Source organism: Winogradskyella haliclonae, assembly GCF_014635865.1.
In the GTDB taxonomy this organism is placed as follows: domain Bacteria; phylum Bacteroidota; class Bacteroidia; order Flavobacteriales; family Flavobacteriaceae; genus Winogradskyella; species Winogradskyella haliclonae.
In genome coordinates this window covers 1,480,205-1,501,439 of sequence record NZ_BMDQ01000001.1, presented here as the reverse complement: position 1 = coordinate 1,501,439, position 21,235 = coordinate 1,480,205, and the positions used below count along the sequence as shown (strand labels likewise).

The following is a 21,235-nucleotide window of genomic DNA, read 5'->3' as shown; positions in this document are numbered from 1 at the left end:
ACTATACACCTAAGTTTTACTCTTCTAATCTAATATCTAATCCTAATCCTTTCAATTCGTGCATAAGTACGTTGAAAGATTCAGGTAGTCCTGGCTCTGGCATTGGCTCTCCTTTTACGATAGCCTCATAAGTCTTAGCTCTACCAATTACGTCATCTGATTTTACAGTTAAGATTTCACGTAATGTACTTGATGCACCATAAGCTTCAAGTGCCCATACTTCCATCTCACCAAAACGCTGACCACCAAACTGTGCTTTACCACCTAATGGCTGTTGCGTAATTAATGAGTAAGGACCTATTGAACGTGCGTGCATTTTATCGTCAATCATGTGACCTAACTTAATCATATAAATAACACCAACTGTTGCAGGCTGATCGAAACGATCACCAGTTCCACCATCATATAAATAGGTATGACCAAAACGTGGTACACCAGCTTCATCTGTAAATCCATTGATTTGCTCTAATGTAGCTCCATCGAAAATTGGCGTCGCATAAGTTCTTCCTAATTTCTGACCAGCCCATCCAAGTACTGTTTCATAAATCTGACCAATATTCATACGAGATGGTACCCCTAATGGATTTAATACGATATCTACTGGAGTTCCATCTTCTAAGAATGGCATATCTTCTTGACGAACGATACGTGCAACAATACCCTTGTTTCCGTGACGTCCTGCCATTTTATCACCAACTTTAAGTTTACGCTTTTTAGCAATATAAACTTTAGCTAATTTGATAATACCAGCTGGTAACTCATCACCTACAGAGATTGTAAATTTCTCACGACGTAATGACCCTTGAAGATCGTTTTCTTTAATCTTATAGTTATGGATTAAATCTGCAACCATTTCATTAGTTGCATCATCAGTAGTCCACTTACCTGAAGTTAAATGCGTATAATCATCAACAGCGTTTAACATCTTTAAGGTATATTTCTTTCCTTTAGGTATAATCTCTTCACCTAAATCGTTATAAATACCTTGAGCGGTTTTACCATTAACGATAGCAAATAATTTCTCAACTAAGATATTCTTAAGATCATCAAAACGGTTATCGTAAACATCTTCTAACTTCTCGATATCCTCTTTGTCTTGAGCTCTCTTACGCTTATCTTTTATTGCTCTTGCAAACAACTTCTTGTCTATAACAACACCATTTAATGATGGCGAAGCTTTTAAAGAAGCATCCTTAACATCTCCTGCTTTGTCACCAAAGATGGCACGTAATAATTTTTCTTCTGGAGTTGGATCAGACTCACCTTTTGGCGTAATCTTACCAATTAAAATATCTCCTGGTTTGATTTCTGCACCAACGCGAATCATACCGTTTTCATCCAAGTCTTTTGTAGCTTCTTCAGAAACATTAGGGATATCATTAGTTAACTCTTCGTTACCTAATTTTGTATCTCTTACTTCTAAAGAATACTCATCGATATGAATAGACGTAAATATATCATCACGAACTACTTTTTCAGAAATTACAATGGCATCCTCAAAGTTATAACCTTTCCATGGCATGAAGGCCACTTTCATGTTACGACCTAGAGCAAGCTCACCTTTTTGAGTTGCATAACCTTCACATAACACCTGTCCTTTTGCAACTTTATCACCTTTCTGAACGATAGGTTTTAAGTTGATAGATGTACCTTGGTTAGTCTTTCTGAATTTTACTAAAGGATAAGTCTTAGTATCGCTATCAAAGCTTACCATACCTTCTTCTTTAGTACGTTCGTACTTGATTGTTATTTTTTCAGCATCTACATACTCAACAGTACCAACACCTTCAGCATTAATTAATACTCTAGAGTCTGAAGCCACTTGACGCTCTAAACCAGTACCTACAATTGGTGCCTGAGGACGCAATAATGGCACGGCTTGACGCATCATGTTAGATCCCATCAATGCACGGTTGGCATCATCATGTTCCAAGAAAGGAATTAAAGATGCAGAAATAGATGCAATTTGATTAGGAGCAACATCTGTATAGTTTACACTTAATGGCTCTATTACTGGGAAATCACCTTCTTGACGAGAGATAATTTTCTCAGGAAGTATTTTCCCTTTATCATCAACTTCTATAGTTGCTTGCGCAATTAACATATCTTCTTCCTCTTCAGCACTTAGATATGTTGGTTCATTTTTGATATCTACAACACCTTTTTCTACTTTACGATAAGGTGTTTCGATGAATCCCATAGAATTCACTTTTGCATATACCGATAATGAAGAAATTAAACCAATATTTGGTCCTTCTGGTGTTTCAATAGGACATAAACGTCCGTAGTGTGTGTAGTGAACATCACGAACCTCGAAACCTGCTCTTTCTCTAGATAAACCTCCAGGTCCTAAAGCTGATAGACGACGTTTGTGTGTAATCTCTGCTAATGGATTTGTTTGATCCATAAACTGAGACAATTGGTTTGTACCAAAGAATGAATTAATAACTGAAGACAAGGTCTTAGCGTTAATCAAATCTATAGGTGTAAACACTTCGTTATCACGAACGTTCATACGTTCACGAATAGTTCGCGCCATACGCGCTAAACCAACACCAAACTGAGACGATAATTGTTCACCTACAGTACGTACACGTCTATTAGATAAGTGATCGATATCATCAATCTCTGCTTTAGAGTTGATCAACTCAATTAAGTATTTTATAATTGTAATGATATCTACTTTGGTAAGCACTTGCTTATCCATACCGATATCTAATTGAAGCTTCTTGTTCATTCTGTAACGACCTACTTCACCTAAAGAGTAACGTTGGTCAGAGAAGAATAATTTATCAATAATACCACGCGCTGTTTCCTCATCTGGCGGCTCAGCATTACGTAATTGACGGTAGATATGCTCAACAGCTTCTTTTTCAGAGTTTGTTGGATCCTTCTGTAATGTATTATGAATAATTGCGTAATCGCCTTGTTGGCCGCTTTCTTTATGCAAAAGAATTGTTTTTACACCAGCCTCAAGGATTTCTTCAATATTTTCTTTGTCTATAATTGTGTCACGATCTAATACAATTTCGTTACGTTCAATAGATACAACTTCTCCTGTATCTTCATCTACGAAATCTTCGTGCCATGTATTAAGTACACGTGCCGCTAGTTTACGACCGATAACTTTCTTTAATCCTGACTTAGAAACTTTTACTTCTTCAGCAAGATCAAATATCTCTAAGATATCTTTATCACGTTCAAAGCCAATAGCTCTAAACAAGGTTGTAACAGGAAGTTTTTTCTTTCTGTCAATGTAAGCGTACATTACGCTATTGATATCAGTAGCAAATTCTATCCAAGATCCCTTAAAAGGAATAACTCTTGCTGAGTATAACTTAGTACCGTTTGCATGGAACGACTGGCTAAAGAATACACCAGGTGATCTATGCAACTGAGACACAACAACTCGTTCTGCTCCATTAATACAGAAAGTACCACTTGGGGTCATGTAAGGAATTGTTCCTAAGTACACATCTTGAACAATAGTTTCGAAATCCTCGTGCTCAGGGTCTGTACAATACAATTTCAAACGTGCTTTTAATGGCACACTGTATGTTAGTCCTCTTTCTATACATTCTTCGATTGAATATCTTGGTGGGTCTATAAAATAGTCCAAGAATTCTAATACGAATTGGTTTCTTGTGTCGGTAATTGGAAAGTTTTCCATGAAGGTATTATATAAACCTTCGTTACCTCTTTGATCAGATTTTGTCTCTAATTGGAAAAAATCCTGAAAGGATTTTATCTGAATGTCCAGAAAATCTGGATATTCAGTTCTGTTTACAATCGAGGAGAAATTTAATCTTTCAGCTTGTTTTGCTAACATCGATGAACGCGTTTTTGATTAAAAATAATGTAATAAAGTGTACATACTATTTATATACACAAAATGGTCTAGGCATTATCCCGCAACGTATTGCGGGATAAACCTAAACCTTGTATTGTAGGTATTAACCGAGCTTACTTAAGCTCAACCTCAGCTCCAGCTTCTTCTAAAGATGCTTTTAAAGCTTCTGCTTCATCTTTAGCAACGCCTTCTTTGATTGCACTTGGTGCATCATCAACTAAACCTTTAGCGTCTTTTAATCCTAAACCAGTTAATTCCTTAACTAATTTTACAACTGCTAGTTTAGAACCACCAGCTGCTTTAAGGATTACGTCAAATTCAGTCTTCTCTTCTGCAGCGTCTCCACCAGCAGCAGCACCACCAGCAGCAACAGCTACTGCAGCAGCAGCAGGCTCAATACCGTATTCTTCTTTTAAAATATCAGCTAATTCATTAACCTCTTTTACAGTTAAATTAACTAATTGTTCTGCGAAATCTTTTAAATCTGCCATTTTTCTATCGTTTTAATGTGTGTGTTTTTATTTTAATTTTTAAGTGCGTACTCGCTAATTATCCTTCTTTTTCAGATAATGTTTTAATGATGCCCGCTAATGTACCACCACCTGATTTAAGTGCTGAAATAACATTCTTAGCAGGAGATTGTAATAATCCGATAATCTCACCAAGTAATTCTTCTCTTGATTTGATTTCTACTAAGGCATCTAATTGGTCGTCTCCTATGTAAATAGACTCTTCGATGAAAGCACCTTTTAATAAAGGTTTTTCAGATTTCTTACGAAAAGCTTTAATTACTTTAGCAGGTCCGTTACCTGTTTCAGAATACATTACAGAGGTGTTCCCTTTTAAAGTCGTTGGTAAATCTCCAAACTCTTTGTCTGAAGCTTCCATTGCCTTTTCTAATAATGTATTCTTTACAACCGCTAACTTAACGTTTGCTTTAAAACAAGCACGACGTAAGTTTGAAGTATCAACAGCATTTAATCCAGAAATATCTGTTAAATAGATATTTGTATTATCTGCCAATTGCGCAGTTAACTCTTCAATTACTATGGATTTTTCTTCTCTTGTCATAATATTCTAAGTTTAACTACTATCCTATTTTAGTATCAATTGCAATACTTGGGCTCATTGTGCTTGACATATAAATGCTCTTCACATATACACCTTTTGATGCAGTTGGTTTTAACTTCATTAAAGTTGAAAGTAATTCGTTTGCGTTACCTACAAGTTTATCAGCACTAAATGATGCTTTACCTATTGGCGCGTGAACGATACCTGTCTTATCTACTTTAAAATCTATTTTACCAGCTTTTACTTCTGTAACTGCTTTGGCCACATCCATAGTTACTGTTCCTGTCTTAGGGTTTGGCATAAGACCTCTTGGCCCTAATACTCTACCTAATGGTCCTAACTTACCCATGATACTTGGCATAGTAACAATAACGTCTACATCTGTCCAACCATCTTTGATTTTCTGTAAGTATTCATCTAACCCAACATAATCAGCGCCTGCTGCTTTAGCTTCGTCTTCTTTGTCTGGAGTTACTAATGCAAGAACCTTCATGTCTTTACCTGTACCGTGAGGTAACGAAACTACACCACGTACCATTTGATTTGCTTTACGCGGATCTACGCCTAATCTTACGGCTAAATCTACTGAGGCATCAAACTTTGTGTATGTGATTTCTTTAAGTAAAGCTGAAGCTTCTTCTATTGAGTAAAGTTTGTTTTTATCAACTTTAGCTCTAGCTTCTTTTTGCTTTTTTGTTAATCTTGCCATTTCAAAAATTTTAGTTTGGAGCGTCTCCTCCTTTAACTGTGATACCCATCGATCTCGCTGTACCAGCTACCATTTTCATAGCTGAGTCAATCGTGAACGCGTTTAAATCTACCATCTTGTCTTCTGCAATAGTTTTAACTTGATCCCAAGTTACTTTTGCTACTTTACGTCGGTTTGGTTCTCCAGATCCTTTCTTTACTTTGGCCGCTTCTAATAATTGTACTGCTGCTGGTGGAGTCTTGATTACAAATTCAAATGATTTGTCTTTGTAAACAGAGATTACCACAGGTAAAACTTTACCTGGTTTATCTTGAGTTCTAGCATTAAATTGCTTACAGAACTCCATGATATTAACTCCAGCGGCACCTAAAGCGGGTCCAACCGGTGGCGATGGATTCGCAGCACCTCCCCGAACTTGTAATTTAACTACTTTGTCTAGTTCTTTTGCCATTTTAAATTTAAAATTGTGCGTCGTTTTTAAATTGGAAGCCTAAAAACGAACGCTATATAATGTAACAATTATTATACTTTTTCAACTTGCATATAACTTAACTCTAATGGTGTTTTTCTTCCAAAAATCTTTACCATTACTTCAAGTTTACGCTTCTCTTCATTTATCTTTTCAATAGTACCATCAAATCCATTAAATGGTCCATCAATAACTTTTACGGTCTCACCTATTGTGAAAGGTATTGCAACATTAGCATCAGCTTCTAAAGCCAATTCATCTACTTTACCTAACATACGGTTAACTTCTGATTGTCTTAGTGGTACTGGGTCACCTCCTTTTGTTTCACCTAAAAAACCAATAACATTAGTAATTGATTTAATAATATGTGGTATTTCACCACTTAGGTTTGCCTGTATCATTATGTAACCAGGAAAATAAGTACGTTCTTTATTTATTTTCTTACCGTTACGTATTTGTATTACTTTTTCAGTTGGGACTAATACTTGGTCAACATAATCTCCTAAGCCTAATCTAGAAATTTCATTTTCTATATAGGTTTTGATTTTGTTTTCTTGACCACTTACAGCCCTAACAACGTACCATTTTTTATTTCCGCTTTTTTCAGACATTTTGATTGATCGTTGTTTAATTAATTAGGCCAAAATATGCCTTGATAACTCTACTGAAAACTGTATCTATTCCCCAAATAGCTAAAGAAAATAATATGGAAAAAACCGCTACTACAACTGTTAACCTTTGTGCTTCTGACCAAGGTGTCCATGTTACATTATTCTTAAGCTCTTCGAACGATTCTTTTACGTATGTTACTATTCCTGCCATTTGATTTTTATATTATTGAGGCTTAACCTATTTTATTTAGTAGATTAGGCCTTACTATACTTAGCTTGCACGGGTTGAGAGACTCGAACTCCCGACACCTGGTTTTGGAGACCAGTGCTCTACCAACTGAGCTAAACCCGTAAACATAAATCAAGGTATCCCGAAAAAACGGGACACCTTAATATATATTTTAGAATTTATATTAGTCTAAAATTTCAGTTACCTGACCAGCACCAACTGTACGACCACCTTCACGGATAGCGAAACGTAAACCTACGTTCATTGCAATTGGTTGAATTAACTCAACAGTAATCGTTAAGTTATCACCAGGCATTACCATTTCAACTCCATCAGGAAGCGCAATGTTTCCTGTTACATCAGTTGTACGTACGTAGAACTGTGGACGGTAGTTATTATGGAATGGTGTGTGACGACCACCTTCTTCTTTCTTAAGGATATAAACCTCAGCTTTGAACTTTTGGTGTGGTGTTACAGAACCAGGAGCTGTAATTACCATACCTCTAGAGATTTGAGTTTTCTCAATACCTCTTAATAAGATACCAGCGTTATCACCAGCTTCACCTCTATCTAATATTTGACGGAACATTTCGATTCCAGTAATAGTAGACGTTAATTTCTCAGCACCCATACCGATAATCTCTACAGGATCTCCAGTATTTGCTACACCAGTCTCAATACGACCAGTTGCAACAGTACCACGACCTGTAATAGAGAATACATCTTCGATAGGCATTAAGAAAGGCTTATCCATATCACGTACAGGCTCTTCAATCCATGAATCTACAGCTTCCATTAATTCCATTACTGTATCAACCCACTTTTGCTCACCGTTAAGTGCACCTAAAGCAGAACCAGCAACAACAGGCCCATTATCACCATCATACTCATAGAATGATAATAAATCTCTGATTTCCATTTCTACTAATTCTAATAACTCTTCATCATCAACCATATCCACTTTGTTCATGAATACAACGATACGAGGAATACCTACCTGACGTCCTAAAAGGATGTGCTCACGAGTTTGTGGCATAGGACCATCTGTTGCAGCTACAACTAAGATAGCACCATCCATTTGTGCAGCACCAGTTACCATGTTCTTTACATAATCGGCGTGACCTGGACAGTCAACGTGAGCGTAATGACGATTTGCTGTTGCGTACTCTACGTGAGATGTGTTAATTGTAATACCTCTCTCTTTTTCTTCAGGAGCGTTATCAATTTGATCGAAGTCTTTTGCTTCAGATAAACCTGCATCAGCTAATACTTTAGTAATAGCAGCAGTTAAAGTTGTTTTACCGTGATCTACGTGTCCAATTGTACCTATATTAAGGTGTGGTTTTGAACGATCGAAAGTTGCCTTTGCCATGTTTAATTTATTTAATCTTAATTTATATTAGTGTTCAATTTTTATATACCAAAAAAAAGAGCCAATGACGAGATTTGAACTCGTGACCTCTTCCTTACCAAGGAAACGCTCTACCCCTGAGCTACACCGGCGTAAAGTATTTATTTCCTCATTACTATGAGATTTCTACCTTCGCAGAAACTTTGAGCGAGAGACCGGGTTCGAACCGGCGACATTCAGCTTGGAAGGCTGACGCTCTACCAACTGAGCTACTCTCGCTTTTATAATTAGAATTTCTAATTAATGGTTTTCAATATTTCAAATTAACTTCTTAATTAAAAAAAGTTTTGGTGGGGAGAGCAGGATTCGAACCTGCGAAGTTAAAAAACAACAGAGTTACAGTCTGTCCTCGTTGGCCGCTTGAGTATCTCCCCAATTATCAATTTTTAGGCTGCAAAATTACAGCTTTTTATTGACATTCCATTCTTTTAAAAGAACTATTTTCTTTTCAGAAAAAAGAGCCGATGGAGGGACTCGAACCCACGACCTGCTGATTACAAATCAGCTGCTCTAGCCAGCTGAGCTACATCGGCTTTTTTAGCACTTTTTTTAGTTAAATTTTTAACATAAAAAAGTCCGCTATTTCTAACGGACTGCAAATGTAATGTTTTATTTTTTCTTTCAAAATATTTTTGAAAAATTTTTACTAGGAATGCGACCTTAATTTTTCTTTTCGTTTCTTTAATCGCCTCATCAAAGATGTTGCTACTAGGTCTGCACCTTCCTCAAAAGACTTACTCTGCTTTTTTACAACAAATGTATCTCCTGGAACACTGAGTTTTGCCTCAAAGATTTTATTTTCCTTATCACTTGTGTTTTCAACTTTTAGATACACTTCTGTTTGAATAATTTTATCGTAGTACTGATTTAGTTTTTCAAAACGTTTTTGTATAAAGTTTTTCAACTTAACGTCCGCTACAAAATTGATGGATTGAGTGTTTACATTCATAAGCCAGTTAGATTTTTTAGTTGATATTTCTTGGGTGAGCTTTAGCATGCACTTTTTTTAATTCGGCTATACTACTATGAGTATAAACCTGAGTTGCTGCTAAGCTAGAATGCCCAAGTAGTTCTTTTACTGCATTAATATCTGCACCTTCATTAAGCAAATGTGTTGCAAAAGAGTGCCTAAGCACATGGGGGCTACATTTTAGTTTTGAAGATGCGTTACTAAAATACTTATTTATTACTCTATAAACAAGTGTCTCATAGACTTTTGCACCTTTCTTAGTTAAGAATAAGTGATTTGAGTCTTTAACATCGGGTAGATTACTTCTATATTCATTATAGATATTTATGGTTTTAATAACTGATGGTATTAATGGGATATAACGTTCCTTATTTCTTTTACCTAGTACTTTGAGGGTTTTATTCGTTATATCTACATCTTTAATTTTTATTTCTATAAGCTCAATACGTCTAATTCCTGTGGCATAAAACAGCTCTACTATTAATTTATTTCTAGCGCTTTCAAAATCATCTACGTCATTTAAACTCTGAAGAACATTAGTTAATTCCTTTTGGGAAAACGGTACTTGAATCTTCTTTTCAATTTTTAGTGCTTTATGAGTTTTTAATGGGTTAGTTTTTAAGCCTTCAATTTTTAAAAGAAATTTATAGTAAGAGTTAAGTGAAGACACTTTTCTGTTTATGCTTCTATTGGTAATACCAGAATTTACCAAACCTACTATCCATTGGCGAATAATATTGTACCCTACATTATCAATAAACTCTTTATTATAGTTTGCATCTAAAAAACTTTGAAAATTTTCTAAGTCTTTTATATATGCCGTGACCGTATGAGAAGAATATTTCTTTTCTAGTAATAAATAATCTGAAAACTTTTCTAAAGACATAGGTTTGATTATAGAACTAAAAATAGCTTTTATTTATTTGAGATAAAAAAATCCCGTTACTTAATTGTAAACGGGATTTTTAATCTCTTTAGTCTATATTTTTTTAAATCTGTTCTGCGTCTTTTAAACTTTGAACATATTCTGCCTTTTGTATTTCTGCTCTACGAACAATTGAAGGTTTAGCATATTGCTTTCTTAATTGAAGCTCACGTCTAGTTCCTGTTCTATTGAACTTTTGCTTGTAACGCTTTAATGCTCTTTCTATATTTTCTCCTGTGTTTACCTGGATCTTTAACATAGGTCTTAACCCCCTTTCTTTTAGATTTTTGCGGCGCAAATATAAAAACAAATTCTACTTTACAAAAGCGAATATATCATTTTTGAATTAGTCTTTAAATAAGGAGGCACGCTGAGATAAGTCATCAATCATCTCCTCGTCTTCTTCACTTTCTAAAAGAACATTATAATTTTTCCAAAATTCTTTATTGTAAGGTTTTGATAAAAATATATCCATATCCCATGGTTTACTATTCAATTCTGACTTAACAATATCTCTGTCCAAAATAATTTCAGAAAATAGTATTTCTTGTACTGTAGAATAATAACGTTCTTCTCTATTATATCTATCAATCTCTTTTTGTGATACTTTTCTATTAGTTTTTAAACCAACATTTACAAGTTTAGGCGTCTCGTAATAAATGTAATTAGGATACATCCTATCATTATACTCTATGTAATTGATAATTAACTTATGGTTGGTTTGAGTACCAAATAATCTTTTACTTCTACTTTTTTGAGTATTTGATGCAGCAACTAGCTCATATTCTACTTTTTTTATAGCATAATTATCATAGTAAATATATAACCACCCTTGGGCTTTGTAACCATCATTATATATGCCTTTAGTATTAAGGTTAACAAAATTGGTACTTTCGTCTATTTTGATTTTATAAATCTTTCTTCCATCATCTACTAATATGGTATCTAAAGCAAACTGATGTGTATCTAATATATCTTTTCCGAAAAGCGCTTTTTTATCTTGAGCGTTACGGAATAAATTAAGCTTACCTTGAAACAAATTCTGCAAGCCGTTTACACGAGTGTCATTCCATTTAATAGATTTCACCAGCTGTTGTTTAGATACATCTTCTCTTCTTATGTCTTGAGCTCTTAACTTATTTCGCTTAGCATTTCTATTTCTATATGATACATAAGAGAATATACTATCTACATCTCTTAAATCGTAACTCTTACGCATCTCATCAACATTAATCTTAAGATGCTCTGTGCTTTTCGCACCATAACCAGAATCGTAAACGGTAATTGCGCTTTCTATAAGCCACTTAAACTCAAGTTTATTTCGCTCTTTGTGTCGTAAAAATCCTTTTTGAAGATATGCAGAATCCGGTAAATTTTCGGACAGTTCTTCAAGAGCTTTAAGTACAATATCATTGCCAGTAGTTGGCCTTGGGTCTGCAACAATAACAATCTCATCTAGTGACGCGACATCTTCTTCAAGATATATATCTTGAGAACCATCAAACTCATCAACAGGAATTTTAAAGCTCTTAAATCCTATTGAGGAAATGATAAGCGTATCTTTTTTATTCACAACTGGAACTAATAAAACAAAACGTCCATCAGTATTACTAATAGTACCAATGGTAGTGTTCTTTACATAAATACTAGCGTTTTCTATAGGTGATAAATATGTAGAATCTATAACCTTTCCTTTAACTTCAACTTGAGAGAAACTCAATAAAGTTGAAAAACAAACTATAACTGTTAATAGTAGATTAATGCGATTAGTGGACATCTTAAAGTTGATTATTGTATTTACTTAACGTAAAGGCAAAGACCATTCCGTTTTACTCGATAATCGAGATTTAGTTATTAAAAGCTCTTAATGTAACCTTAGATTTTCTATCAAGATTACTCTGAGCTGTTTAATAGAACTCCAAAACTAATCAATTTATTTTATGTCGCTGGCTTATAATCTTTATTATCGATGACCATTTTAGCGATAATTTCGCGAAGTATTTCACTAGTTCCTCCACCAATAGGACCTAATCGACTATCTCTTGCCATACGTGCTAATGGGTATTCTTCCATATAGCCATAACCACCTAAAAACTGTAAACATTGATAAATAACATCATCTGCCATTTTAGTAGACTGTAATTTAGACATGGTCGCTTCTTTTACGACATAATCACCCATATCCAAACGTTTTGCAACATAATAATTAAACTGCTTACAAATTTCCATCTGTGTTTCGCAATCTGCATAAGTATGTCTGAGAGCCTGAAACTTATCAATTGTTTTGCCAAATGCTGTACGCTCTGACATGTATTGCTTAGCATATTCTAGAGCAAACTCAGCTCTAGCATGCGCATTAACTGCCATAATTAAACGCTCTAACGCCAAATGTTGCATTAAGTATGCAAACCCTTGATTTTCTTCACCCATCAAGTTTTCAGCAGGAATAACTACATTATCAAAGGCTATTTCTCCAGTATCAGATGCTCTCCAACCTAATTTATCGAGCTTTGTTGCAGAAACGCCTTCAACATTTCTATCAATAACAAACATACTAATCCCCTTATTTCCTAGCTCAGGGTTTGTTTTAGCCGAAACAACCAAATAGTCACTATATACACCATTTGTAATAAAGGTTTTAGAACCGTTAATTACATAGGTGTCTCCTTTTTTAACAGCAGTGGTTCTCATACCTGCTACATCGCTACCACCAAAAGGCTCTGTAATACAAAGACAGCCTATGCTATCTCCGGAAATACTAGGCGCCAAATATTTTTCTTTTATACGCTCATCTCCTTCTTTGTTAAGATGAGTCATTGCCAAATATGCATGTGCCCACATTGCTGCAGCAAATCCACCAGAGTTAATTCGCTGTAACTCTTCTAATAGAATTACTGTATAAAAAAGATCTAAGTCTAATCCGCCATAAGCTTCAGGGTATGCCAATCCAAAATAGCCCATATCGCCAAATTTTTTCCATATAAAACGCTCTATATGACCTGTTTCTTCCCATTTTTCAACATGCGGAACTACTTCCTTTCGTAAAAACTCTCGTAAGCTTTCACGAAATAATTCGTGCTCTTCAGTGAAATATAATTTTGACATTTTTTAGCAATTTTATTACAAATACAAATATAACTTAATAATCTGTAATTTTTTAAGTGGAAAACCCTCAAATTTTGTTAAATCCTCAATGTTTTGAAAACCTTCTCGCAGAATTCTTTCTTCGATTATGCTATTAGCAATCTCGTAATCTATATTAGGAATTGTAACTAACTGATCTCTTGTAACCTCATTTAGATTATACTTATTAATCTGTCTTGGTGTTTTGACAGTAAAGTCTGCGACTATGCGCTCAATAACTTCAGGAGATAATCCCCATATTTGTGATAATTCTACTTCTGATATAAAACCTCCGTACTTGTTTCTGTAATTTATTATACGTTCCGAAAGCTTTTCACCAACACCATATACTTTCTGAAGCTGACTTGCTGTTGCTGTGTTTAAATCTTGTTTTTGCGTATTGGTTTTTGGTTTACTATAACTCGAGTGAGAGTTATTATAAGTTCTAGGTTTTGGATTGGTGACCCAATCTGGAAATTTAAAATATGGAGAAATAATCGCTAATAGAGAATCTGAAACCTTAGTGACGTTCTGAAAATCTATAGCTGAGTTTATCCATTTTTCCTGCTTTCTAAATTGGTGTAATCTATCAATTTCTTCATTAGACATACCAAGCGTGTAACCTTTATAATCAGTTATATAATTAGGGTTAAACGGATAAATTTTTGGTGCTTTATTTTGAAGTGCTACTCTTCGGAGAGAATCTACTTCTGCTCTATAAAGTATTAATTCATCTGTTCTTGGTTGATTAATTTCATCAGAAGAGAAATCAACAAAAACGTATAAGCATTGTACAATGATAATTAACAATACCAATAAAAAAATCCCACTCCGTTTTTGTTTAGAAAAATTGAAGTGGGATTTCATAATAACTTTTATACAATTAAGCTGATCTCTTTGCTTTTATAGCATCTAAGTATCTCGTTAATTGCTTTCTCACTATTGGGAACAAGAAGAATAAGCCAACCATATTTGGGAATATCATTGCAAAAATCATCGCATCTGAGAATTTCCAGATAGACCCCATACTTGCAGCTGCACCAATAACAACAAACAATAAAAATAAAATCTTGTAAACCATGTCTGCTGTTTTTCCTCTTCCGAATAAGAACTTCCATGATTGTAGACCATAATAAGACCAAGATATCATAGTAGATACTGCAAACAATACTACAGCTACAGTTAAAAATATATTAGAATAAGGAATATATTGTGCAAAGGCTTTTGATGTTATGCCTGCACCTTCATATCCGACACCATCAATAAATACGACACCAGAACCATCTCCTCCATATTCAAAGAAACCTCCAAAATTAAAAATAACAATCACTAAAGCTGTCATTGTACAAATCAAAACCGTATCAATAAATGGCTCTAATAAAGCTACTAATCCTTCAGAAGCAGAATATTTCGTTTTTACAGCAGAGTGTGCAATAGATGCAGAACCAGCACCAGCTTCATTAGAGAATGCTGCTCTTTGGAAACCAACAAGTAAAACCCCGATTATAGAACCAACACCAAATGCAGTAGGATTAAAGGCTTCTCTCACTATCAATCCAACAGCATCATCAATTAAACCAAAATTGCTAAATATAATATACAAACATGCTGCGACATACATCACCGCCATAAATGGCACTACTTTTTCAGTTACTTGAGCTATACGCTTAATACCACCAATGATAATGATACCAACTAAAATAGCCAATACTACACCAACAATTGCACCCGCGGCAGTGCTTTCCCAATTAAATAATTCTTTTATTACTATAGTCGCTTGATTAGATTGAGCAGCATTACCACCACCAAAAGAACCTCCTATACAAAATATTGCAAAGATACCAGCAGCTATTTTACCTAATGTTTTAAACCCTTTAGATTTTAAACCTTTACTTATGTAATACATAGGACCACCATAAACTACGCCATCTTCGCCAACATCTCTAAATTGTACACCTAATGTACATTCAACAAATTTTGTAGACATACCAAGTAATCCACAAACAATCATCCAAAACGTAGCACCAGGACCACCTAAAGCAATTGCAAGTGCAACACCCGCAATATTACCATTACCTACAGTTCCTGAAACCGCTGTGGCTAGGGCTTGGAAATGACTTACTTCACCTTCTTCACTTTCATCTCTAATAGTTTCTATCGCATCTCCTCCAGGAGTAGAATCACCATAAGCTGGTTCTACAACTGCATGATCTACATCATCATACTTTCCTCTAACAACATTAATCGCTTTTCCGAAAAAGCGAATGTTAGGAAATCCGAAATAGATAGTAAAAAATAATGCACTACCCACTAAGAGTACCAATACAAAAGGTATTGTATAGGTGTCATCTTGATAAATTGGAAAAAATATAGCATCAAAAAAAGCATCAGCTACTGGCTGAAAAGCTTCATCAATTTTCTGGTCTAAGCCTTTTTCTTGAGTTTCTTGAGCAAAATTTAATAAGGGTAATAAAAGTGTAAAAATAGATAGAAGAGATTTCTTCATGAGTAAAGTATTAGTTAGTATTTTTAAAGTAGTCGACAAGATGCTAAAAAAAATTGAGTTTTTAAAGCTTAGAGCGTTAAAATGGCTACAACAATTAGGCTATATTATATTCAGAATTTAATTTTTGAATTTGTTCTGGGCGCCCTAAAACTATAATTTTAGAGCCAGGTATAAGTTTGGTATCTGCCTCTGGATTAACCAAGTATTCTCCTTTTCCGTCTTTAAAACCTATAACATTACACCCTGTTTTACGACGTAAATCTAACTCTCTAATTGTTTTTACAGTACTAACATCATATAACTGCTCTACTTTGACTTCCTCTACATTAATATTACGCTCTCCAACAATACCCAAATTGTCTATAAACTCAACTAAATCTGGTATTACAACTAAAGAAGCCATATGATCACCCCCAATTCTGTCTGGGAGAATTACATTATTAGCACCAGCAAGTTTTAGTTTGTTATAAGATGTTTCTTGTGAAGCACGACTTATAATACTCATTTTATTATTTATTTGCCTTGCTGATAATACTACAAACAAATTGTCGGCATCACTTGGTAATGCAGCTATTAAGGTATCTGCTTTTTCTATTCCAGCTTGGTAAAGTGTTTCATCTTCATTAGCATTACCATATACAAATGGTAAACTTTCTTCCTGAAATCTTTCGATGATTTCTTTATCTCGTTCAATAATTACAAAAGGCTTATTATAAGCCAGTAATTTTTTTGCTGCTTGTTTCCCATTCCGCCCATAACCACATATTATAATATGGTTAGACATATTATCTATACGCTTCTGCATCTTACGTTGTTTTATGTTTTCAAAATTATTTCTGCTTAAAATGTATTCGGTAATTATTGAGATTGCATATCCTACAATAACTACACTCGTTAGAATTAAAAAAATGGTAAATATTTTAGATGGTGTATCTAAGGGATTGACCTCAGCAAAACCAACTGTTGTTATCGTAATCACTGTCATATATACAGCATCTACTAAAGAATACCCTGAAATAACTACATAACCAAAAACCCCAATAAACATTAGAATCACCAACATGATTAATGCTGTGTAAATTTTGGATTTAAATAATTTTAATAATGGATTTCCCATAGATTACAAATCAAAAACCGAACTTCTTTTTGTATAAATAATATCCTTTATACGCATCCAAAATGCTAGAAATAGATATACTGCAAAACCAAAACCTACTGTAACAAAAGTTAAATACATAAATGATGTACGTACTACTTTTGCACGAATACCCAAACGGTCTGCTATTCGTTGACAAACGTAATAACCACGCTTTTGAAAATAAAGGAGTAGTTTATAGAAAAAATTCATGTTGCAAGTTATTCATTTTTTGAGATTAAATAACTACCTATTGCACATTGCAAGCATTTATTTTTATTGCAATATTCTGTTTTAAGCTGAATTAAAGCTTGAGATGTTAATCCTGATTTATCAAGTGGCTTAATACTTAGAAATTTTTCTGTTATACTATTTGATTCCAAATCTAAAGATTTTACTAAAGCAAATATTGAATCTTCTATTGCCTTACCTCTAGCTTTTGCATAGCTGAATTTTAAAGGTAATATAGTGTTAATTATTAGTAAGTCTATAAAGGATTTTGATAACTTCTTTTTTGTTGATTTAGATATTTTAGCGAACGTATAATGCGTATTCCAAAACTCTGAAGCTTCGACTTTAAACAATTTATAGAATTCCTCTTTGGTATTTACCTTAATAATATCTGAAAATAAACTTGGTTCTCTGTGATATAAGACTGCTAATTGTGATAATCGTAATGTTGGAAAGTTAGGCGGTCTTAATCTAAAAAACTGTAAAGGCATTATACCTTGATTATTAAGTTGAAACTTTTGTTTTAAAAACTGATATCTTTCATACAAGTCTTGGAAATAGACATCTTGAACATCATTATCAAGTAAACCAGCCTGTCCAAAGAATAAGGCTTCTAAATCTGACAGCTCAGGTCTAATTTTTCTAATCACAGGAAAATTGAAAGAATTTGCTAAACTCAGAAAAGATTCGCCATTGACTTTTAATCCAAAATTTTTAACTAGCATCTTAAAAAGAACAGCTTCCCAATCATTATTTGAAGCAAAAAGGAGTGTTTCTATATCTTTAGACTTACGCTCTAAACGCTCAACATAAAGGCGTTCTAACCAATTATTGATTAAAAATTCATTTGTATTTGAAAAATCAGTTTCGCAGTTAATCCAAGATTTTGATTGTAAAAGTTTATTGTAGCTATTAAGTAACATACTATCTATAATATCTTTAAGCTCCAAGGTTGTAATTTCTGAATTATCTTTTCTGAATATATCTGAATCGTGTTCCCAAACCACATGCAAGATTACATTATCATATGTTTTATCTTTCTCATGGTTGTGCACATACCAATCTGAAGATTTTACATGAATTTCAACATTACCAGCCCATAACTGACCATTAATATTTATTTGTGCATTAAAAAAATCTGGTCCAGAATTATGATTATGTTGACCCAAATTAACTACAGAAATTGATTCGCCTTTTGTTGACCATAAATTTGAAACATCAAACTTTTTGTATTTCCATATAAAGTGAAGAAAATCCTCTTGCATACTCTAAAATAAAAAATCCCGAGCAATGCTCAGGATTTTTATTCTAAATATATTTCTATGTAAACTTACAGTGCACTAATTATATCGTGCTTGGTAATTATATGGTATTTACCATTTTCTAAATCAACTAAAACTGCATTATTCTCTTTATTGATAAGCTTAGAGATTTCTTCAATTTTAGTATTCTTTTTTACAATTGGATAAGGTTTACTCATCACATCTTTTATAGGCAAATCAGAAATATTTTTATCTTCAACATACTTTCTAAATAAATCTGTTTCGTCAACAGCACCTACAAAGCCAGTAACATCTTCAACTGGAATTTGAGATATTTTAAAAGTCTTCATACGTTCTATAGCATGAGATACCAATTCTTCAGTTTTTACAGTAACTAATGGCTTGTCAGAATGATTTTTAATTAAATCTGAGGCTACAGTAATTTCGTCTTCTATAAAACCGCGCTCGCGCATCCAATCGTCATTAAACATCTTACCCACATAACGACTTCCGTGATCATGATATAAAACAACCACAACATCGTCAGGTCCAAAATGCTCTTTTAGTTGCAAAACACCTTTAATAGCAGCTCCAGCTGAATTACCCAAAAACATCCCTTCTTCTTTTGCTAGTTTCTGTGTATAAACGGCTGCGTCTTTATCCGTAACTTTAGTAAAACCATCTATTATAGAGAAGTCAACATTTTTTGGCAATATGTCTTCTCCAATTCCTTCAGTGATGTACGAGTAGATTTCGTTTTCATCAAAAATACCAGTTTCATGATATTTTTTAAACACAGAACCATAAGTATCGACTCCCCATATTTTTACATTAGGGTTTTGTTCTTTTAGGTATTTACCAACTCCAGATATTGTACCTCCTGTACCAACGCCAACAACAAAATGAGTCACCTTTCCATCGGTTTGCTGCCAAATCTCTGGCCCAGTAGTTTGGTAATGCGCTTTTGCATTACTAGGGTTATCGTATTGGTTAACATACCATGAATTTGGTGTTTCTTCTCCTAAACGTTTAGACACAGAATAATAACTACGAGGGTCATCTGGCTCAACATCAGTTGGGCAAACCACAACCTCAGCACCAACAGCACGGAGAATATCCATCTTCTCCTTAGATTGCTTATCACTCAACACGAAAATACATTTATACCCTTTCAGAATAGCTGCAAGCGCCAATCCCATACCTGTATTACCAGAAGTTCCTTCAATAATTGTTCCGCCAGGTTTTAGTCTTCCATCTGCTTCTGCATCTTCAATCATCTGAAGTGCCATCCTGTCTTTTACTGAATTTCCTGGGTTAAAGGTTTCGTACTTAGCCAATACTAAACAGTCCAAATCTTCAACCAATTTGTTCATTTTAACCATTGGTGTATTACCAATAGTTCCTAATATATTTTCTACGTAGTCCATATTTCCAAATTTGCAGTGCAAATTTAAGTTAAAAGTGATAAGTATTAAGTGAAAAGTTGATTTTGTTTTAATCGAATCGAATAGCTCTTACAGGTGATATTTTTGAAATAATCACAGAAGGGATTAACAGCATTAACAAACACAATACAAATGTCCCAAGATTAAGTAGCAAAATATAATCTAAACTTATATAAACTGGAGCTTCACTTACATAATACGTATCTGGGTTTAATGGAAACAGTTTGAAATATTTTTGAGTAAATAATAAACCTAAACCAATTAAGTTTCCCCAAAGCAAGCCTAAACCTATGAGATATGATGCATTGTATAAAAACATCTTTCTTACAGACCAATTTGCAGTGCCTAGTGCTTTAAGAACACCTATCATTTGTGTACGCTCTAAAATAAGCACTAATAATGCTGTAATCATATTTATACCAGCAACTAAAATCATAATAGCAATAATACCATAGGTGTTATTATCAAAAATTTTAATCCATTCAAACACCGAATAGTATTTATCGGTGACCGTCGTCGATTTCATAAGTGAGGGTATTTCTCTATAAACCGCCTCTCCTGTTTCTTCAATTTTAGAAAAATCATCTACAAAAACCTCAAAAGCACCAACTTGATTTTTCTCCCATTTATTTAAACGCTGAATATGTCTGATATCTGCAATACAAAATTTTTCATCCAATTCTTGAAACCCCGAATTGTAAATCCCAACAATCTTAAAATTTCTAATACGCGGTAAGTGTTCTAAATCTTCACCAAAAAGTGATTGAAAGGTATCACCTATTTTAAAGCCTAATCGATTAGCCAAGTATTTAGAAATTAAAATTTCATTATTAAGTTTCTTAGTGAAATCTGGTAAACGGCCATCGACAAGGAACTCTTCAAAATAATTCCATTTGTAATCTTTACCAACACCTTTAATTACAACACCTTCAAAATCAGTAGTTGTTCTGATAATAGTAAATTTATTGGCTGTCCCTTGAATATGAGAAATCCCTTCTAGAGTATTAAATTCTGGATAAAAATCCTGTTCTAGACTTATGGGCACTTGAGATTCATCAGAAGCATTAGTATCATAGTTATCAATGATAATGTGACCGTTAAAAGCAACTACTTTATCTCTGATCTTTTGTTGTAAGCCTAAACCCGTAGCAATAGCAATCAACATAACTACGACACCAATAGCAATAGCGGCAATACCAATTTTAATTATTGGTGCTGAAACACTACTTTTATACGTTTTACTGCCAATTATACGTTTGGCTATAAACAACTCAAAATTCAAAATCTG

20 protein-coding genes and 5 tRNA genes are annotated in these 21,235 nt (G+C 34.0%); all 25 read right to left on the bottom strand.

The features are described 5' to 3' along the window. Window positions 1-16: 16 nt before the first annotated feature. Window positions 17-3,829, bottom strand: coding sequence for a DNA-directed RNA polymerase subunit beta (rpoB, locus tag IEV10_RS06915; RefSeq protein ID WP_188373945.1), 3,813 nt, complete (start codon window positions 3,827-3,829; stop codon window positions 17-19). Between the two features lie 134 nt (window positions 3,830-3,963). Then, window positions 3,964-4,341 carry a 50S ribosomal protein L7/L12 gene (rplL, locus tag IEV10_RS06910; RefSeq protein WP_188373944.1) on the bottom strand — a complete coding sequence of 126 codons (378 nt, stop codon included), beginning with the start codon at window positions 4,339-4,341 and terminating at the stop codon, window positions 3,964-3,966. Between the two features lie 58 nt (window positions 4,342-4,399). Next, window positions 4,400-4,921 (bottom strand): 50S ribosomal protein L10, encoded by a 522-nt coding sequence (rplJ, locus tag IEV10_RS06905; RefSeq protein ID WP_188373943.1) that lies wholly within the window; start codon window positions 4,919-4,921, stop codon window positions 4,400-4,402. Between the two features lie 19 nt (window positions 4,922-4,940). Next, window positions 4,941-5,630: a 50S ribosomal protein L1 gene (rplA, locus tag IEV10_RS06900; RefSeq protein ID WP_188373942.1), complete on the bottom strand. Its 690-nt coding sequence runs from the start codon at window positions 5,628-5,630 to the stop codon at window positions 4,941-4,943. Between the two features lie 10 nt (window positions 5,631-5,640). Continuing rightward, on the bottom strand, window positions 5,641-6,081 hold the full coding sequence (gene rplK, locus IEV10_RS06895; protein ID WP_188373941.1) for a 50S ribosomal protein L11: 441 nt from the start codon (window positions 6,079-6,081) through the stop codon (window positions 5,641-5,643). A gap of 71 nt (window positions 6,082-6,152) precedes the next feature. Further along, window positions 6,153-6,710: a transcription termination/antitermination protein NusG gene (gene nusG / locus IEV10_RS06890; RefSeq protein ID WP_188373940.1), complete on the bottom strand. Its 558-nt coding sequence runs from the start codon at window positions 6,708-6,710 to the stop codon at window positions 6,153-6,155. Window positions 6,711-6,726: 16 nt separating this feature from the next. After that, complete coding sequence (gene secE, locus IEV10_RS06885) at window positions 6,727-6,921, bottom strand: preprotein translocase subunit SecE (RefSeq protein WP_188373939.1); 195 nt, start codon at window positions 6,919-6,921, stop codon at window positions 6,727-6,729. A 68-nt stretch (window positions 6,922-6,989) separates the two neighbouring features. Next, a tRNA-Trp gene (locus IEV10_RS06880) sits at window positions 6,990-7,062 on the bottom strand. Between the two features lie 61 nt (window positions 7,063-7,123). After that, window positions 7,124-8,311, bottom strand: a complete 1,188-nt coding sequence (tuf, locus tag IEV10_RS06875; RefSeq protein WP_188373938.1) for an elongation factor Tu — start codon at window positions 8,309-8,311, stop codon at window positions 7,124-7,126. 59 nt (window positions 8,312-8,370) lie between these two features. Next, window positions 8,371-8,442 (bottom strand) — tRNA-Thr (locus tag IEV10_RS06870). Window positions 8,443-8,496: 54 nt separating this feature from the next. After that, window positions 8,497-8,569 (bottom strand) — tRNA-Gly (locus IEV10_RS06865). A gap of 69 nt (window positions 8,570-8,638) precedes the next feature. Next, window positions 8,639-8,724 (bottom strand) — tRNA-Tyr (locus IEV10_RS06860). An 85-nt stretch (window positions 8,725-8,809) separates the two neighbouring features. After that, window positions 8,810-8,883, bottom strand: a tRNA-Thr gene (locus IEV10_RS06855). Window positions 8,884-8,996: 113 nt separating this feature from the next. Continuing rightward, entirely contained in the window at window positions 8,997-9,299 is a 303-nt protein-coding gene (gene hpf, locus IEV10_RS06850) for a ribosome hibernation-promoting factor, HPF/YfiA family (protein ID WP_188374203.1), read from the bottom strand. A 16-nt stretch (window positions 9,300-9,315) separates the two neighbouring features. Continuing rightward, window positions 9,316-10,206, bottom strand: coding sequence for a tyrosine-type recombinase/integrase (locus tag IEV10_RS06845; protein WP_188373937.1), 891 nt, complete (start codon window positions 10,204-10,206; stop codon window positions 9,316-9,318). 103 nt (window positions 10,207-10,309) lie between these two features. After that, the gene (gene rpsU, locus IEV10_RS06840; RefSeq protein ID WP_188373936.1) at window positions 10,310-10,504 is read right to left on the bottom strand and encodes a 30S ribosomal protein S21; all 195 of its coding nucleotides are present in this window, start codon (window positions 10,502-10,504) and stop codon (window positions 10,310-10,312) included. Window positions 10,505-10,591: 87 nt separating this feature from the next. Continuing rightward, the gene (locus IEV10_RS06835; protein WP_188373935.1) at window positions 10,592-12,022 is read right to left on the bottom strand and encodes a carboxypeptidase-like regulatory domain-containing protein; all 1,431 of its coding nucleotides are present in this window, start codon (window positions 12,020-12,022) and stop codon (window positions 10,592-10,594) included. Between the two features lie 161 nt (window positions 12,023-12,183). Beyond that, a complete protein-coding gene (locus tag IEV10_RS06830; RefSeq protein WP_188373934.1) occupies window positions 12,184-13,350 on the bottom strand; it encodes an acyl-CoA dehydrogenase family protein in 1,167 nt (388 codons plus the stop codon). 15 nt (window positions 13,351-13,365) lie between these two features. After that, on the bottom strand, window positions 13,366-14,235 hold the full coding sequence (locus tag IEV10_RS06825; protein ID WP_188373933.1) for a ComEA family DNA-binding protein: 870 nt from the start codon (window positions 14,233-14,235) through the stop codon (window positions 13,366-13,368). A gap of 16 nt (window positions 14,236-14,251) precedes the next feature. After that, complete coding sequence (locus tag IEV10_RS06820; RefSeq protein WP_188373932.1) at window positions 14,252-15,874, bottom strand: alanine/glycine:cation symporter family protein; 1,623 nt, start codon at window positions 15,872-15,874, stop codon at window positions 14,252-14,254. Between the two features lie 94 nt (window positions 15,875-15,968). Continuing rightward, the gene (locus IEV10_RS06815) at window positions 15,969-16,991 is read right to left on the bottom strand and encodes a potassium channel family protein (protein ID WP_188373931.1); all 1,023 of its coding nucleotides are present in this window, start codon (window positions 16,989-16,991) and stop codon (window positions 15,969-15,971) included. Between the two features lie 3 nt (window positions 16,992-16,994). After that, window positions 16,995-17,222 (bottom strand): PspC domain-containing protein, encoded by a 228-nt coding sequence (locus tag IEV10_RS06810; protein WP_188373930.1) that lies wholly within the window; start codon window positions 17,220-17,222, stop codon window positions 16,995-16,997. An 8-nt stretch (window positions 17,223-17,230) separates the two neighbouring features. Beyond that, a complete protein-coding gene (locus IEV10_RS06805) occupies window positions 17,231-18,505 on the bottom strand; it encodes a DUF2851 family protein (protein ID WP_188373929.1) in 1,275 nt (424 codons plus the stop codon). Window positions 18,506-18,570: 65 nt separating this feature from the next. Beyond that, a complete protein-coding gene (locus IEV10_RS06800) occupies window positions 18,571-19,929 on the bottom strand; it encodes a pyridoxal-phosphate dependent enzyme (RefSeq protein WP_188373928.1) in 1,359 nt (452 codons plus the stop codon). Window positions 19,930-19,996: 67 nt separating this feature from the next. Then, entirely contained in the window at window positions 19,997-21,229 is a 1,233-nt protein-coding gene (locus IEV10_RS06795; RefSeq protein WP_188373927.1) for an ABC transporter permease, read from the bottom strand. Between the last annotated feature and the right edge of the window lie 6 nt (window positions 21,230-21,235).